Annotated in this window: 17 protein-coding genes and 1 tRNA gene; 7 read left to right on the forward strand and 11 right to left on the reverse strand. The window is 65.0% G+C overall.

Annotation, left to right across the window (positions count from 1 at the left end):
* Positions 1-25: 25 nt before the first annotated feature.
* The 5 genes from N6H05_RS05735 to rpsM all read right to left on the reverse strand — a co-directional run bounded on the left by N6H05_RS05735 (position 26) and on the right by rpsM (position 4,906).
* Positions 26-2,236, reverse strand: a complete 2,211-nt coding sequence (locus tag N6H05_RS05735) for a prolyl oligopeptidase family serine peptidase (protein WP_284113054.1) — start codon at positions 2,234-2,236, stop codon at positions 26-28.
* Between the two features lie 101 nt (positions 2,237-2,337).
* Positions 2,338-2,763 (reverse strand): 50S ribosomal protein L17, encoded by a 426-nt coding sequence (gene rplQ, locus N6H05_RS05740; RefSeq protein WP_004208754.1) that lies wholly within the window; start codon positions 2,761-2,763, stop codon positions 2,338-2,340.
* Positions 2,764-2,883: 120 nt separating this feature from the next.
* Positions 2,884-3,945, reverse strand: coding sequence for a DNA-directed RNA polymerase subunit alpha (locus N6H05_RS05745; protein ID WP_004208753.1), 1,062 nt, complete (start codon positions 3,943-3,945; stop codon positions 2,884-2,886).
* A gap of 125 nt (positions 3,946-4,070) precedes the next feature.
* Positions 4,071-4,460 (reverse strand): 30S ribosomal protein S11, encoded by a 390-nt coding sequence (gene rpsK / locus N6H05_RS05750; RefSeq protein ID WP_004208752.1) that lies wholly within the window; start codon positions 4,458-4,460, stop codon positions 4,071-4,073.
* 77 nt (positions 4,461-4,537) lie between these two features.
* Positions 4,538-4,906 (reverse strand): 30S ribosomal protein S13, encoded by a 369-nt coding sequence (rpsM, locus tag N6H05_RS05755; protein WP_004208751.1) that lies wholly within the window; start codon positions 4,904-4,906, stop codon positions 4,538-4,540.
* A 347-nt stretch (positions 4,907-5,253) separates the two neighbouring features.
* Here rpsM and N6H05_RS05760 point away from each other — a divergent pair, with 347 nt between their 5' ends.
* Entirely contained in the window at positions 5,254-5,805 is a 552-nt protein-coding gene (locus N6H05_RS05760) for a hypothetical protein (protein WP_284113056.1), read from the forward strand.
* A gap of 551 nt (positions 5,806-6,356) precedes the next feature.
* On the opposite strand, the gene N6H05_RS05765 is transcribed toward N6H05_RS05760, so the two are convergent.
* Positions 6,357-7,031, reverse strand: a complete 675-nt coding sequence (locus N6H05_RS05765) for a spermine/spermidine synthase domain-containing protein (protein ID WP_017499648.1) — start codon at positions 7,029-7,031, stop codon at positions 6,357-6,359.
* 137 nt (positions 7,032-7,168) lie between these two features.
* Between N6H05_RS05765 and N6H05_RS05770 the strand changes: the two genes are divergently transcribed.
* A complete protein-coding gene (locus N6H05_RS05770) occupies positions 7,169-7,618 on the forward strand; it encodes a hypothetical protein (protein ID WP_026108855.1) in 450 nt (149 codons plus the stop codon).
* A gap of 180 nt (positions 7,619-7,798) precedes the next feature.
* Here N6H05_RS05770 and N6H05_RS05775 read toward each other — a convergent pair whose 3' ends face one another.
* Both N6H05_RS05775 and N6H05_RS05780 read right to left on the reverse strand, forming a co-directional pair.
* Positions 7,799-8,095, reverse strand: coding sequence for a 3TM-type holin (locus N6H05_RS05775; RefSeq protein WP_284113057.1), 297 nt, complete (start codon positions 8,093-8,095; stop codon positions 7,799-7,801).
* A gap of 14 nt (positions 8,096-8,109) precedes the next feature.
* Positions 8,110-8,649, reverse strand: a complete 540-nt coding sequence (locus tag N6H05_RS05780; RefSeq protein WP_284113058.1) for a glycoside hydrolase family 108 protein — start codon at positions 8,647-8,649, stop codon at positions 8,110-8,112.
* A gap of 587 nt (positions 8,650-9,236) precedes the next feature.
* Between N6H05_RS05780 and N6H05_RS05785 the strand changes: the two genes are divergently transcribed.
* Positions 9,237-9,686, forward strand: a complete 450-nt coding sequence (locus tag N6H05_RS05785; RefSeq protein WP_284113059.1) for a DUF1003 domain-containing protein — start codon at positions 9,237-9,239, stop codon at positions 9,684-9,686.
* A 379-nt stretch (positions 9,687-10,065) separates the two neighbouring features.
* Here N6H05_RS05785 and N6H05_RS05790 read toward each other — a convergent pair.
* Positions 10,066-10,142, reverse strand: a tRNA-Pro gene (locus N6H05_RS05790).
* Positions 10,143-10,386: 244 nt separating this feature from the next.
* Here N6H05_RS05790 and yajC point away from each other — a divergent pair.
* The 4 genes from yajC (at position 10,387) to N6H05_RS05810 (ending at position 13,734) form a co-directional block, all read left to right on the forward strand.
* Positions 10,387-10,722: a preprotein translocase subunit YajC gene (yajC, locus tag N6H05_RS05795; protein ID WP_284113060.1), complete on the forward strand. Its 336-nt coding sequence runs from the start codon at positions 10,387-10,389 to the stop codon at positions 10,720-10,722.
* A gap of 7 nt (positions 10,723-10,729) precedes the next feature.
* Entirely contained in the window at positions 10,730-12,331 is a 1,602-nt protein-coding gene (gene secD / locus N6H05_RS05800) for a protein translocase subunit SecD (RefSeq protein ID WP_284113061.1), read from the forward strand.
* A 21-nt stretch (positions 12,332-12,352) separates the two neighbouring features.
* Positions 12,353-13,336 (forward strand): protein translocase subunit SecF, encoded by a 984-nt coding sequence (secF, locus tag N6H05_RS05805; protein ID WP_284113062.1) that lies wholly within the window; start codon positions 12,353-12,355, stop codon positions 13,334-13,336.
* Positions 13,337-13,422: 86 nt separating this feature from the next.
* Positions 13,423-13,734, forward strand: a complete 312-nt coding sequence (locus N6H05_RS05810) for an MTH938/NDUFAF3 family protein (protein WP_017499639.1) — start codon at positions 13,423-13,425, stop codon at positions 13,732-13,734.
* Here the strand turns inward: N6H05_RS05810 and N6H05_RS05815 are convergent, their stop codons facing one another.
* A complete protein-coding gene (locus N6H05_RS05815) occupies positions 13,735-14,280 on the reverse strand; it encodes a nucleotidyltransferase family protein (RefSeq protein ID WP_284114179.1) in 546 nt (181 codons plus the stop codon). It abuts the gene before it with no gap.
* A 5-nt stretch (positions 14,281-14,285) separates the two neighbouring features.
* Positions 14,286-15,869, reverse strand: coding sequence for a Na+/H+ antiporter (locus N6H05_RS05820; protein ID WP_284113063.1), 1,584 nt, complete (start codon positions 15,867-15,869; stop codon positions 14,286-14,288).
* Positions 15,870-15,988 lie beyond the last annotated feature (119 nt).

The raw sequence follows: 15,988 nt of genomic DNA on the forward strand, positions 1-15,988 counted from the left end.
CGGGCTGTCCAGAGGCTGAATGGGCTCAGTCCGGCTTGCGCTGGATGTCGAGCCCGGTGAAATGGGCGGCAAAGGCATAGCTGTCGGCATATTCCTCGATCAGCTTGTCGATCGGCTTGCCCGCGCCATGGCCCGCACGATTCTCCACCCGCAGCAGATGCGGCTTGTCGCCGATCGATGCGGCCTGCAGCGCGGCGGCATATTTGAAGCTGTGGGCCGGCACGACCCGGTCGTCGGTATCCGCCGTGGTCACCAGGATCGCCGGATACTCCTTGCCGCTCAAGATGTTGTGATAGGGCGAATAGCCATAGAGCAGGGGGAAGTCGCGTTCATTGTCGGGCGATCCATAATCGTCGACCCAATAGCGGCCGGCGGTGAAGCGATCGAAGCGCAGCATGTCCATGACGCCGACCGCGGGCAGCGCGGCGGCGAACAGGTCGGGCCGCTGGTTCACCACCGCGCCGACCAGCAGGCCGCCATTGGAGCGCCCTTCGATCGCCAGGCCATCCTTGGGGGTATAGCCCTGCGCCTTGAGATATTCGGCGGCGGCGATGAAATCGTCGAACACATTCTGCTTGTTGGCGCCGCGCCCGGCATCGTGCCAGGCCTTGCCGAACTCGCCGCCGCCGCGCAGATTGGCGATCGCATAGGCGCCGCCCTGTTCCAGCCAGGCCATGCGGGTCGCCGAATAACCGGGCGTCAGCGCGATGTTGAAGCCGCCATAGCCATAGAGGATGGTCGGCACCGCCTGCGCATGGTCGGCCAGCACTTTCTTGCGCAGGATCGTCATCGGGATCAGCGTGCCGTCCTTCGAGGGATAGCTGACCTGTTCAACGCCATAATCGGCGGGATTGAAGGGCAGGTCGGGCTGGGCGAAGAGCTGGGTCTGCTGGCTGGCCGTGTCGAAGCGATAGATGCTGGCCGGCGTCACGAAGCCGGAGAAGGAGAAGAAGGTTTCCGGGTCGCCATCGCGCCCGCCAAAGCCGGCCGCCGTGCCCATGCCCGGCAGCGGCACGTCGCCGACCTTGCGCCCGTCCAGCTCGACCAGTTCGGCGACGGTTTCCGATTGGGTCATGTAAGCGAGGATGAAGCGGTTGCCGACCAGCGATCCACCGGCCAGCGTATCGGCGCGTTCGGCCACCAGCGGCTTTTCGCTGCGCCCCGGCCGCAGGGCGTCGAGCGTCACCAGCCGCATATGGGCGGCCTTGCGGTCGGTGACGAAATAGAGGGTCGATCCCCGACTGCCGATCAGGCGCCAGTCATTGGCGATGCCCTTGACCAGCGTCCGCAGCCTGACGGGGCCACCGTCGAGCGCGGCGACATGCAGTTCGCGGCGCGGGTCCATGCCGGCAAAGCTGCTGACGATCAGCCAGCGGCCATCGCTCGTCACCTGGGCGGTGTGGCTGAGGCCGGGGCGATCGGGCGTGGCATAGATGAGCTGGTCCTGCGCCTGGGGCGTGCCGATGCGATGATAATAAAGCTGCTGGTCGCTGTTGGTCGACTGATAGGCTTCGCCATCGACCGGGGCGGCGTAGCGGGAGTAGAAGAAGCCCTCGCCCCGGCCGTCCCAGGCGGTCTGCGAGAATTTGACCCATTCGACCTTGTCGTCGAGGATGTTGCCGCTGTCGACGTCCAGCACGCGCAGGGTGCGCCAGTCGCTGCCGGCGTCCTGCACGCCATAAGCCAGGAAGCGACCGTCGGGCGAGGGCGTCCATTCGGCCAGCGCACTGGCGCCATCCCTGGCCCAGCGATTGGGGTCGAGCAGCAGCCTTTGTTCGCCGGCCAGCCCTTCGCGGACATAGAGCGGAGTCTGGTTCTGCAGTCCCTTGTTATAGCCGTAGAAATAGCGGGTGCCGGCCTTGCGCGGCACGGTGAAGCGGCCATGGGCAAAGAGCGCCTGCATCCGCGTCTTGAGCGCGTCGCGGCCGGGCAGGTCGTCAATATAGCGGCGGGTCAGGTCATTTTCGCGGCCGACCCAGTCGCGCACGGCGGGATCGGTGCGGACGTCATTTTCCAGCCAGCGATAGGGATCGGTCACCTTCACGCCGAAATGATCCTCGACCAGATCCTGACGGCGGGTGAGCGGGTAATGGAGGCCGTTGTCGGGCGGCGTCGCGTCGATCGCGGCCGGGGTCGCATCGCCCGTGGTGGCGTCGGCCACAGCAGAGGCCGGCGCGGCGGCGATCACTGCCAGCAGGGCCGGCAGCGGCCAGATCAGGCGACGAAGCGCGCGCATCCTCTCGACCTTATATCCTTGAAAGGAAACAGGCCGCGGCTTCGGATGAAGCCGCGGCCTGTTCGACTATCGTCTATCCACCGTTACCGGCGGAACCGCGATCAGGCGGCTTCGAATTCGTCTTCGTCGACGGTGTTGACCGGACCGGAGTCCTGGCCCTTGGCATCGACGTCACGGTCGACCAGTTCGATGATCGCGATCGGCGCGGCGTCCGAAGCGCGGAAACCGGCCTTGATCACGCGGGTGTAGCCACCGTTGCGATCCTTGTAACGCTCGGCCAGGACTTCGAACAGCTTGGTCAGCTGCGCATCGTCCTTCAGGCGGGCGTCGGCCAGACGACGGTTGGACAGGCCACCCTTCTTGGCGAGGGTGATCAGCTTCTCGACGTAGGGACGCAGTTCCTTCGCCTTCGGCGTGGTGGTCAGGATCTGCTCATGCTTGATGAGCGAGGCAGCCAGGTTGCGAAGCAGGGCGGTACGATGACCGGTGCTGCGCTGAAGCTTACGATGACCAACTTTATGACGCATGTCTCATTCCTTCGTTCGTTAAGGGGCCGGATGAGGTACCCCAGACCAGGCAGCGATTTAGGGGCGCCGCCCATTGCCCCACAAGGAAGCGGGTCGAAGCGCTGCTCCGACCCGATCCTCTTAGCCCAGCAGCTCCTGTTCGAGCTTCTTGGCCATTTCCTCGATATTTTCCGGCGGCCAGCCGGGGATGTCCATGCCCAGGCGCAGGCCCATGGACGACAGCACTTCCTTGATTTCGTTCAGCGACTTGCGGCCGAAATTCGGGGTGCGCAGCATCTCGGCTTCGGTCTTCTGGACCAGATCGCCGATATAGATGATGTTGTCGTTCTTGAGGCAGTTGGCCGAGCGGACCGACAGTTCCAGTTCGTCCACCTTCTTGAGCAGATAGCGGTTGATCTGGTTGGTGTCGCTTTCGCCTTCCGACGCAGCGGCAGCGGCATGGCCGGCAGCCGGGGCAGCGGCGGGCAGCGCGTCCTCGAAGTGGACGAACAGCTGGAGCTGGTCCTGCAGGATGCGGGCTGCATAGGCAATCGCATCTTCCGGCGTCACGGTGCCGTCGGTTTCCAGCGTCAGCGACAGCTTGTCATAGTCCAGTTCCTGGCCGACGCGGGTGTTATCCACCTTGTAGGCGACCTGGCGGACCGGCGAGTAGAGCGCGTCGACCGGGATCAGGCCGATCGGTGCGTCTGCCGGGCGGTTGGCGACGGCGGGGACATAGCCCTTGCCGATGTCAGCCGTCAGTTCCATGTTCAGCGTCGCGCCCTGATCGAGGTGACAGATCACCAGATCGGGGTTCATCACTTCGATGTCGCCGACGACGGCAATGTCGCCTGCCTTCACCACGGCCGGGCCGGTGGCGGACAGCTGCAGACGCTTGGGGCCTTCGCCTTCCATCTTCAGCGCGACCTGCTTGATGTTCAGGACGATGTCGGTGACGTCTTCACGCACACCGGCGAGCGACGAGAATTCGTGCAGGACATTCTCGATCTTGATCGAGGTGACCGCCGCGCCCTGGAGCGAGGAGAGAAGAACCCGGCGCAGCGCGTTGCCGAGCGTCAGGCCAAAACCGCGCTCAAGCGGTTCGGCAACGAAGGTCGCCTTGCGCTTGCCGTCGCCGGTCGGCTTGATCTCGAGGGCGTTGGGCTTCTTCAATTCCTGCCAGTTCTTCATGTTGACAGTCATGTACTTCCCCTGGGGATGTGGCCGTAACGGGTAGATCCTGGACCCATCAGGACGTTCCGGCCGATGCAAACGGGTAAGCGGGCGACGCGTCCGCCGCCCGCCTTCAAGCCTCTAGCGAAGCTTAATTAGACGCGGCGGCGCTTCGACGGACGCACACCATTGTGCGGGATCGGCGTGACGTCGCGGATCGAGGTGATGTGGAAGCCGACGGCCTGCAGCGCGCGCAGAGCCGATTCACGGCCCGAACCGGGGCCCTTGACTTCGACTTCGAGGGTGCGGACGCCGTGCTCGGCGGCCTTGCGGCCGGCGTCTTCGGCGCACACCTGAGCGGCGTACGGGGTCGACTTGCGGCTGCCCTTGAAGCCCATCATGCCGGCCGAGGACCACGAGATCGCGTTGCCCTGGGCGTCGGTGATGGTCACCATGGTGTTGTTGAAGCTGGCGTTGACGTGCGCGACGCCGGCCGAGATGTTCTTGCGTTCGCGGCGCTTAATGCGCTGGGGTTCGCGTGCCATTTTGCTCTAATCCTACAAAAATCGTTCAAAAGCAGAAGTCACCGGAGGGTCGGTCCAGAGGACATGACCCTCGACGATTACTTCTTCTTGCCGGCGATCGGCTTCGCCTTGCCCTTGCGGGTGCGCGCATTGGTGTGCGTGCGCTGACCGCGGACCGGCAGGCCCTTGCGATGACGCAGGCCGCGATAGCAGGCCAGATCCATCAGGCGCTTGATGTTCATCGCGGTTTCGCGACGCAGATCGCCTTCGACGGTCAGGTCGGCGTCGATGGCTTCGCGGATCTGCAGGACTTCGGCGTCCGACAGGTCCTGAACGCGGCGCGCATGGTCGATGCCCAGCTTGTCGGCGAGGTCAACGGCGGTCTTGCGACCGATGCCGTGGATGTAGGTGAGCGCGATGATTACGCGCTTGTTGGTCGGGATGTTAACACCCGCAATACGTGCCATGGTACTTAAATCTCCTGCTCCACGGGGCAGTTGGCGCCGCCCCATCTCAAAGCGTTCGGGCCTCTTTCCTGGCAAGGAAAAACAGGCCATGATGTTGCTTCCCAAGACGCAAAAAAGACGGCCAGTGCAGGAAGCACTGCCGCTGTTACGCGTGTAGGGAACGGCGGCCTTTATCGATTCGCCCCAAAACTGTCAATATCCGGCGCTTTTTTGAGGCTCTCCGTGCGATGAACGGAGCGGTTGCGCATGTGCGCAAGGGGCGATGGCTGCGGTCGGCCATCCGCCTCTGCTGTCGCCCTGCCCCTTTTCGGGTTGAGCGCTCCGGCCGCCTCGGGCATGGAAGCGCCATGCGTCTGACCCGATTTCTTGTGTCCGCCCCGGCCCTTGCAGCGCCGCTGACCCTGTTGGTGGCCGGCTGCGTCGCGCCGCCCTCCGCGCCGGCGCCGCGCCCCGCGCCGGCACCCCGGCCTGCGCCGGTGCCGCCGGCCGAGCCGGCCCAGCCTGCGGCGGTCGAATGGCAATATCGGCCGGCGACGCCGGGCAACTGGACCTATCGCGCCGATCCCGCCGGGCCGGTCGCGCTGTTTGGCGAGTCGGCTTCTGCCCCGCGCCTGACGCTGCGCTGCGACCGGGCGACGCGGCGGATCAGCCTCAGTCGGGCCGGCGCCGGGCAGGGCGCGATCACCGTGCGGACGAGCTATGGTGCGAGCAGCTGGCCGGCGGTGATGGCGGGGACGCATGTGCCGCAGCTGACCGCCGTGCGCGGCGCGAGCGATGCGGTGTTGGACCAGCTGGCCTATAGCCGGGGGCGTTTCGCGATAGAGGTGCAGGGGCAGGAGACGCTGATCGTCCCGGCCTGGGCCGAAATTTCCCGTGTTATCGAGGATTGTCGGGGCTGAAACGGGCGGTCCTGCCTTTTCGGCGCGGACGTTCAAGTATGATTCCAAAAAAGAATATTACAAGTCTTGATCCTGCAATCCGTCTGATTCACAGTCCGTCTCGTGGCCGATCGAGGGGCAGTCCAAAGCCGGCCACGCGGGCTTAATTAGCGAAAGGAGGTGATCCGATGTCTCATGGTTCAGCAATGGGGTCGGTCAAGTCCATTCGGAAAATGCGCCGCTGACGACGCCCGAGCGTCGGTACAAACCCTTCATGGTGTAGAGACCAAGAGCGCCGACATACAGGCCGTCTCCGCCAAGGGCTTTAGCGCGAACTTGTCTTCCTTCTGGGCGGTTTCCGGCCGCTGACCATGCACATGATGGGCCGTCGGGCATTGCGTCCCGGCGGCCCCTCTCATGTCCGGGGTGCGGCGTTTTTTTGAGACATCTAAAAGGGCGATGTCTCGGTACGGTGCCGGCCCACTCCCCCGCCCAGCCACCCGACAGGATGACACTGGATCGGGCGGTTAGGCGGGGGATTGGGCTGGAGCCGGCTTTCTCAAACAGGATTCCTACCGCCGGCGGGTTGCAAACCAGATGACGTGGCGCGGCCCCTTGCCATTGTCGCGCGCCTTAACCGCGACTTCTTCCACCGCGAAGCCCGCATTCTGCAATCGCCGGGTGAAGGCGGCGTCCGATCCCGCCGACCAGATCGCCAATATGCCGCCGGGCTTGAGCGCGCGCATCGCGCTGGAGAGGCCCGCATTGGTGTAGAGCCGGTCATTGGCATCGGCGGTCAGGCCGTCGGGACCATTGTCGACATCCAGCAGGATCGCGTCATAGCTGCCATGGCCGGCCGCGATCACATGGGCGACATCGTCCATCACCAGTCGCACGCGCGGATCGTCGAGGCAGCCGGCGGCCAGGTCGACCATCGGGCCGCGCGCCCATTCGATGATCTCGGGCACCAGTTCGGCCAGCGTGATCTGCGCCTTTGCGTCCATTTCCGCGAGCGCGGCGCGCAGCGTGAAGCCCATGCCATAGCCGCCGATCAGCATGTGGAGACCGGCGCGCTTGCCCAGCCGCTCCAGCGTCATCAGCGCCAGCGCCTTTTCCGACCCGCTCATCCGGCTGCTCATCAGCTCGTTGCGGTCGAGCACGATCATGAAGTCGCCGCCGCGGCGATAAAGGCGCAGCTCCTGCCCGCCCGGAACGGCGGCGGTGCCCAGCAATTCGCGCGGTGTCATGGCAATGGTCCTTCAAGTGCGGCGGGGAAAGCGGCCGCATGACAGGTCGCGGGCCGCTGCGCAATGGCGGCCCATCGGACGGTTCGCCGCCTATGGGCTGGCCAGCGGCGGCGCAGGGGGCTATCGGCACCCCCATCATGCGTTATTTTCTCGATACCGAATTCAACGGCTTTGGCGGCGCGCTGATCAGCGTGGCGCTGGTGCCCGAACATGGCGACGATGATTTCTATGCGTCGCTGCCGCTGCCCGATGTGATCGAACCCTGGGTCGAGCGCCATGTCATCCCCTATCTGCGCCATGTGCCGCCGGGGCTGGACCATGAACTCAGCCGGATCGAGGCGGCCGACCATATCGCCGCCTATCTGGATGGCGATTCCGATCCGGTGATCATCGCCGACTGGCCCGAGGATCTGGCCCATTTCTGCGCGCTCCTGACCACTGGGCCGGGGCAGATGGCGGCGGTCGACTATGGGCTGCGGCTGGAACTGATCAACGCGGCGGGCTTCAGCGCGGCGGCCAACAGCCGGGTGCCGCACAATGCCCTGCATGATGCGCGGGCGCTGCGCGACTTCTACGTCAATAATTGAGCTGAAAGGGGCGGTGTTGCGCACCGCCTCTGGCTCTCAGAGACTGTTTGAGAAAGTCGGTTCCGGCCCGCTCCCCCGCCCAACCGCCCGACAGGATGACACTGGATCGGTTGGTTGGGCGGGGGAGCGGGCTGGTGCCGCGCTGAAAAATCGCTCTTTCGCGATCTTTCAAACAGGCTCTCAGCGCTCCGTGCCCCTCGCCTTGCCCCAGGCATGGGCGGCGGTATAGCCCAGATAGGCGGTGCCGAAGAGGGCATAGAGTGGCTCGGGCAGGGCGTCGAGATAGACGCGCATGCCCGCGATGATCGCGCCTGCCACCGCCGGCTGCCAGCCCGAGATCAGCCCCATCGGGATCGACCAGAGCAGCAGTGCATAGATGACGTAGAGAAAGGCCGGCCGCGACCGCTGGGTCCACAGGTCGGTCGGCTCGGTGGGGAGAGGGCCGGGGAGCAAGGGAATGTCGTCGGTCTTCATCATGATCGCGTCTCCCTTCAGCCGATGCGGTTGGCGAGCCAGCCATAGAGAAAGGCCTCGTTGGCCGGGCGGCTTTCGGCCAGCGCCAGATAGCGTTCGCCCTGCAAGGCCTCGATCGCCTTGATCAGCACGACGTCGCCGGCCGCGCCGCGCAGGGTGCGGAAGGCGCGCAGTGCGGCGAGCGTGCGGGCGCCGATCGCGCCGTCGGCCTTCAGGTCGGGATAGTCGCGCTGGTTGCGGTTGAGGGCGTTGAGCGCCCGCTGGAGAAAGGCGCTGGCGACCCCCGGTCCCATGTTGACGGCGGTGTCGAACAGTTCGGCGGCGAGCGCCATGCTCTGCTGCGCGACTGCGGCATAGCCCGGCCCATCCCAATAGAGCTGGCGGTAGATGGTACGCGCGGTTGCAGGCGGCAGACGGCGCATGTCGCCGTCAAAGCCGTTCGCCCGCGCGACACCCAGCGTGATGCCCATATTGGTCGGCCCGCCGCGATCGGCCGGATGGTCGACATAGCCACCCTCCCGCGCGATCAGTTCGTCCAGCAATGTGTCGATAGTCATGATCGGCCCTTCCATGGTTCGTGGATGGCGAATCATTTATCCCATCTGGTTATCTGTAGGACAGGGGAAATGGCGACGGCGCGCGCCCGGTCGCGCGGTTTTCCTGAGAAAGGCCTGTCCTACAGGGCTGCGCCTGCCATAAACTTCCGCCTGGCTCTTTGGCATCGTCAACCCATTCTATTGCGTCGATTTTTCGATCGCGGCGCGGACTCTTCCATGCGTCATATGCGCAAACTTCCAGAACGCTTCGGGTAACCTCTTGAAAAGGCTTGGGTCTGCTCCGTCGAATCATCCTTGAACAGGGGAAAGGCGGTGCCGGATCGGTAAAGATCCGGCAGCCCGGCGCCCGTTTCAGCCCCGTCCCTGCACGTTCAACATGACCAGGATTTCATGATTGTGCGGATTGATCCGGCGCGGCGTCGGGTCTAGCGGCGATCCTGTTCCAACCGGAATATTCCGCCCATCCTTTCGAGGAAATCATGCCCGACAACGACCATAGTCGAAAGACCGCGCGTTCGGGCATGGGGGCGAACTGACAGGTTCGGATCACCCGCCCGCCCCGAAGGCGCGGTCGCACGAGGTGATCCATGAATGCAGCCATCCGTTTTCTCGTCGGCTCCCTGCGCCGCGGGCCACAGGCCCCTGATCTCAACCGCCTGTTCGATGACGGCCAGACCTATGGCGAGCGACTGGCCGACCGCGTCGCGGCGATCGGCGGCTCCTGGCGCTTCATCATCGGCTTCAGCCTGTTCCTGGTCCTCTGGGCGATCCTGAACACGCTGGTGCTGGCGCGCCATGCCTTCGACCCCTTTCCCTTCATCTTCCTCAATCTGATGCTGTCGATGCTGGCCGCGCTGCAGGCGCCGATCATCATGATGAGCCAGAATCGCCAGGCGGCAAAGGACCGGCTGGAGGCGCGGCTCGACTATGAAACCAACCTGCGTTCGGAAGCCCAGATCGCCAGCCTGCACGACAAGATCGACCTGCTGCTGGCGATGGCGGGGGAGAGGGAGGATGCCGCAGGGGCGGCGGGCTGATCGTCCGGCATCGGTGCCCTTCAACGCCGCATCAAGCGGATGGAGGAAGCAGCGATCCGCCGAGCCTCATCGCTCCATCGTTCCAACAGAATATCGGGCCAGTCCTCCATGCGAACTTTCTCGTCCACAGTGTAGGTGCGCCCGCATTCCAGCGTCAGGACGCGGTCGATGCCGCCGCGCTGCGCCGATGAACGGTGAGCCAAATGCCGCGACGATGGATGCCACGTCCTTCCACGTCGCCAAAGCAGTCCAATCAGTGGGCATATAGCTTCCCTCCCGATCGCGCACAGAATGATCGAATCTCATCACGGTGCTTGCTATGTGATTGCTGATACGAAAACGCCGTCCCTTGCGCTTGGCAAGAAACGGCGGGTTTTCTTGGTCGGGACGAGAGGATTCGAACCTCCGACCCCCACACCCCCAGTGTGATGCGCTACCAGGCTGCGCTACGTCCCGACCGGAGGGCGCCCAATAGAGGGATGAATTGGAAGTTGCAAGGGATTCGATGCAGGCTTTTTGCGAGGCGTGCAAATGACCGGCTTTCCCGCCCGCTACCCGATGCTTTCAAAGCCCGCCATTCCGGGCGCGAAAAGCCAAGCATGTTGCCTTGCCCCGGCCATCTGTGTTAGCCGCCCGCGCTTGATCCCATGCCCGCGCCCTGTGGGTTGGGGAGACCGAAAAACAAGGCGAAAGTCCCACCATGTTCATTACTCCAGCCTTTGCCCAGACCGCGGGCGGGCAAGCCTCCGGCGCCGGTATCCTGGTGCAGATGGCACCGCTGGTCCTCATCTTCGTCGTCTTCTACTTCCTGCTGATCCGTCCGCAGCAGAAGAAGATGAAGGAGCATAAGGGCAAGATCGACGCCGTGCAGAAGGGCGATCAGGTCGTGACCGGCGGTGGCCTGGTCGGCAAGGTCGCGCGCGTCGACGACATCTATGTCGATATCGAGCTGGCGCCGGGCATGAAGGTCAAGGCGGTCAAGTCGACCCTGGCCGACGTGATCGACCCGACCACCGCTAAGCCCGCGAACGACTGATCCAACCATGCTGAACTTCTCGCGCTGGGCCATCGCCGGCATCCTGTTGCCGCTGATCATCGGCATCTTCTGCGCCGTCCCGAGCTTCCTGCCCGATTCGACGGTGGCGAAGCTGCCCCCCTTCATGCAGACGCGGGTCAATCTGGGCCTCGACCTTGCCGGCGGCAGCCATCTGCTGCTGGAAGCGTCGACCCAGGATGTGGCCAAGCAGCGGCTCGCCAATATGGAGGAGCAGGTCCGCACGGAACTGCGCCGGGGCGAGACGAAGATCGCGATCGGCGATATCTCCAGCCGTGACGGGAAGCTCAGCTTCATGGTCCGCAACCCCAGCGAAGTGGATGCCGCCGTCGAGCGCATCCGCCCGCTGACCCAGGGTGCGGGCCTGACCGGCCAGCGCGACTTCAATGTCGAGGTGGTCAACAGCTCCACCATCGTCATCACGCCGACCCAGGCGGGAATCGACAATGCGGTCAAGAGCGCGATGCAGGTCGCGACCGAAGTCATCCGCAAGCGCATCGACGAAATGGGCACGCGCGAGCCGACCATCCAGCAGCAGGGCGCCAACCGCATCGTCGTGCAGGTGCCGGGCCTGCAGGATCCCAAGGCGCTGAAGGCGCTGCTGGGCCAGACCGCGAAGCTGGAATTCAAGCTCGTCGACATGAGCGCCAATCCGAGCGAGGTGGCCCAGGGCCGCGCGCCGGTGGGCAGCGAAGTCCTGCCCTATCCGACCAATCCGGCCGGGCCGCCGATGATCGCGGTCCACCGCCAGGTGATGGTGTCGGGCGAAGAACTGACCGACGCGCAGCAGACCTATGACCAGCAGACCAACGAACCCAATGTCACCATCCGTTTCAACGGATCGGGCGGCAACAAGTTTGCCAAGGTGACGTCGCAGAATGTCAACCGCCCCTTCGCCATCATCCTGGATGGCAAGGTGCTGTCGGCCCCGAACATCAATGAACCGATCCTGGGCGGGTCGGCGACGATTTCGGGCAGCTTCACCGTCGAGGGCGCCAACCAGCTGGCGATCGCGCTGCGGTCGGGCAAGCTGCCGGTCAACTTCGTCGTGGTCGAGGAACGCACCGTCGGTCCGGGCCTGGGCGCCGATTCGATCCGCGCCGGCCTGACCGCCTCGATCGTCGCGGTCGTGGCCGTCGCCGCCTTCATGTTCGTGAGCTATGGCCGGTTCGGCATGTATGCCAATATCGCCGTGGCCATCAACGTGCTGGTGATCCTGGGCGTGATGGGCATTCTTGGCGCCACGCTGACGTTGCCCGGTATTGCCGGCTTCGTGCTGACCATCGGCACCGCGGTCGACGCGAACGTGCTGATCTACGAGCGTATCCGCGAAGAGCGGCGACGGGGACGCAATGTCGTCCAGTCGATCGAGCATGGCTATAAGGAAGCGAGCCGCACCATCTTCGAGGCGAACGTGACCCATGCGATCGCCGGTGGCATCATGCTCGCGCTGGGGTCCGGCCCGGTCAAGGGCTTCGCCATCGTGCTGCTGATCGGTATCGCGACCAGCGTGTTCACCGCCGTGACCTTCACGCGCGTTCTCGTCTCGGGCTGGGTGCGTCGCACCCGTCCGACCGACATCCACATTTAAGAGGGGCGGGAGGAACAACCCATGAAACTTCTCAAGCTCGTCCCCGACAACACCAATATCGGCTTCGTCAAGCTGCGGCATTGGGCCTTTGGCCTGACGTTGCTGCTGACGGTGCTGGCGGTCGGTGCGACCTTCCACAAGGGCCTGAACCTGGGCGTCGATTTCGTCGGCGGCCTGATGATCGAGGCGAAGTTCCCGCAGGCGGTGCAGACCGACAAGGTGCGCGACACCATTGCAGGGTTGCGTGTCGGCGAAAGTTCGTTGCAGCAGTTCGGCGATCCCAAGACCGTGCAGATTCGCCTGCCGCTGCCCGAACAGGGCGGTGCCGGTGCGGCCAACGCCGTGGTCGAAAAGACCCGCAAGGCGATGGAAGCGCAATTCCCCGGTGTCACCTTCTCGCGCTATGACACGGTGTCGGGCAAGGTATCGGGCGAACTGATCCAGAATGGCGTGCTGGCCGTCGTGCTGGCGATCGTCGGCATCGCGATCTTTTCCTGGTTCCGCTACGAATGGCAGTTCGGCGTCTCGACCTTCGTCGCGATCGTCCACGACGTGCTGATGACGCTGGGCTTCTTCGCGATCACTCAGCTGGAGTTCGACCTCAACATCATCGCCGCGGTGCTGACCATCGTGGGCTATTCGATCAACGACAAGATGGTGATCGACGACCGCATCCGCGAGAATATGCGCAAATATCGCAAGATGGACATGAAGTCGCTGATCGACCTGTCGGTCAACGAGACGCTGCCGCGCACGGTGATGACGTCGATGACCATCCTGCTGGCGCTGGGCGCGCTGCTGCTGCTGGGCGGCCATGTGCTGCGCGGCTTCACCGCGGCCATGATGCTGGGCATCATCGTCGGCACCTATTCGTCTGTCTATGTCTCCTCTTCGCTGCTGATCACGCTGGGCCTGAGCCCGCAGACCGCCGAGAAGAAGGAAAAGAAGAGCGGCATCGCCGCCCAGGCCGAGCGCATGGGGCCGCGCGACGGAGCCCAGCCCTGACCGACCGTCGAACCGGAATCGAACTGCGCCGCGACGATAGCGGCCAGGGTCCGATCGTCGCCGGCTTTCAGGGCCGGGGTTTTCGGGTGAAGGACGATGTCTTCCCGGACGGGCTGTTGCTCAGCCCCGTCCGGGCGCTGGCCTGGATGCAGGCGCCGGCGGTGTCGGCGATGAGTGTCGCGGCGCTGGGCGACCTGTTCGACCATCTGGAGCTGAAGCCCGAATTCCTGCTGCTGGGCACCGGCAGCGGGCTGCAACAGCCGCCCCGCGCCTTCGTGCGGGAACTGGAAGCACGCGGCATCGGCGTCGAGGCGATGGACAGCCGCGCTGCCGCCCGTGCCTGGGGCGTGCTGCGCGCCGAGGAACGCTGGATCGTGGGCGCGCTGCTGCCGCTCTGATCAGCCGGGCTGGAGTAGGGGATAGCGCGCCGGCCACCGCTTGGCGCACACCCGCGCATCGAAGATCGCCCGCCTGGCGCGGAGAAAGGCCGGGCCGGGCACCAGCCGCAAGCCGAACAGATCATCAAGGCCGAAGGGAGCGTTGACCTCCAGCCGGTCGTCGGGCGTCAGGCGAACGCCGATGGCGGTCGCCGTCTCGGTCCAGTGGCGCATCGCGTCAGCGGCATCGGCATAGGGTGCATCCCGATTGCGCAGGTGCATCCGCGCCTGATTCTTGACCGACCAGTCGACGTCCGGGCGCAGCGTGGCCAGTTGCCGCTCGATCTGCCGGTCGAGCGCAGGATCGGTCCGGGCGGGATCGAACCAGATGATGTCGATATCGCCGACGGGTATCGACGGGGCGTGGCCGTGCAGATGGTCCCAGACCGCATCGCGCACGAAGCCAGCGGCGACCCAGCCATCGGGCAGGTCGAGCGAGCGGAGCAGATGCAGGATCGCCATGCGCCAGGGATCGGCGTTCAGCAGGTCGCGCAACCGGGCTTCCATCGCTGTCACGACTTCATCGACCAGGCGGTCAGTTCCTCTAGATCGAGGTCACGTTCCAGTTCCTGCAGCACATGTTCGTCAATGTCGCCGGCGCGGTGCAGGCGCAGCAGTTCGGCGCGGCCGGCGGCGATCGCCTCCAGCACCAGGTCGAAATGGGCGTGGAGCCGGTCGGTGAACTGGTCTTCCTGCCCGGCATAGTTTTTCGAGAGGACGGCGCGGCGCTGATAGCGTTCGAGCAGTTGCGGGTGGATGAGTTCGCCTGCCGCATCATAGGCGAGCTGTTCGACGCGCACGGCCTGGACCCTGGCGATGGCGGCTTCGGCATCGCTCATGCTGAGGCGGGGGCGATCATGAATCGGGTCGGAGAGGCCCGCCCAGCGGATCAGCAGGCCAAGCGTCGTGCCCTGGATGAGGACGGTGCCCAGGATCACGCCAAAGGCCGCGACCAGCAGGAAGTCGCGCCCCGGAAAGCCCTCCGGCACGGAGAGGGCGACCGCCAGCGTCACCACGCCGCGCATGCCGGCCCAGCCGAGCACGGTGGCGCCGCGCGGGCCGACCGGGCTGTAGCGACGCAGGCCCATCGCGCGCAGCAGCATGATGATGGCGTCCGAACCGAACACCCAGACGAAGCGGGCAGCGGTGAGGGCGAGCAGTATGAGCATGACCGGCACGGCCATATTGTCGAGCACGACGGCAAAGCCGCCGACCCGGTCGACCACCCCGCGCAGCGACGAGCCTATCAGCATGAACACGGTCGCTTCCATGAGGAAGATCATCACCGCCCAGAAGGCCGTGCCGCGCATCCGCACCGAGGCGGACCAGACGATATGCTGATACCAGCCGCAGATGAGGCCGGCTGCGACGGTGGCGATGACGCCGGAGACATGGAAGGCTTCACCCAGCAGATAGGCCGACCAGGGCACCAGCATGGAAGAGGCGATCATCAGATAATCGTCACCCAGCCGCCGGACCAGCAGCACCCAGATGGCGCCGATCGCGCCGCCGACCACCAGTCCGCCGACGGCGAGCAGGATGAAGCTTTCGAGGCCGGCCACTGCACTGAAGCTGCCGGTTGCGACGGCGGCGATGGCGAAGCGGAAGAGGACCAGGCCGCTGGCGTCGTTGAACAGGCTTTCGCCTTCCAGCAGGACCGACAGGCGGCGGGGGAGATGGACGCGTTGCAGCACGGCGCGCGCGGCAATGGCGTCGGGCGGCGAGACGATGGCGCCCAGCGCGGCACAAGCGGCCCATGGCAGGGATGGCATGAGCGCATGGGCGACCGCGGCGACCACAAGCGTGGTGAAGATCACCGCGCCGATCGCCAGCGACATGATGCCGATCAGGTGGCGGCGCAGATGACCGAGCGCAATGAACCAGGCGCCATCCATCAGCAGCGGGGGTAGGAAGATGACCAGGACCAGTTCGGGGTCGAGCGAGATGACCGGCAGGCCGGGCACGAAGGCGAGCAAGGTGCCGCCGGTCAGCAACGCGACCGCCGGCGGCAGGCCCAGCCGATGCGCGGCATAATGAAGCGCGATGATCGCCAGCAGCATGGCCACCAGCAGTTCGAACAATTCTACCGGATGCATCGGCCTGGCCCCTGTTTCGTTACGCTACCCTAACTTGCGCGCGTCCTCTATCCAACAGGGCCTGGTGGAGAAAGGGCCGCCCCTTGCGGGACGGCCCAATGCTTCTGGTGCCGGGGAGC

The organism is Sphingobium sp. WTD-1 (assembly GCF_030128825.1).
Taxonomy (GTDB): Bacteria; Pseudomonadota; Alphaproteobacteria; order Sphingomonadales; family Sphingomonadaceae; genus Sphingobium.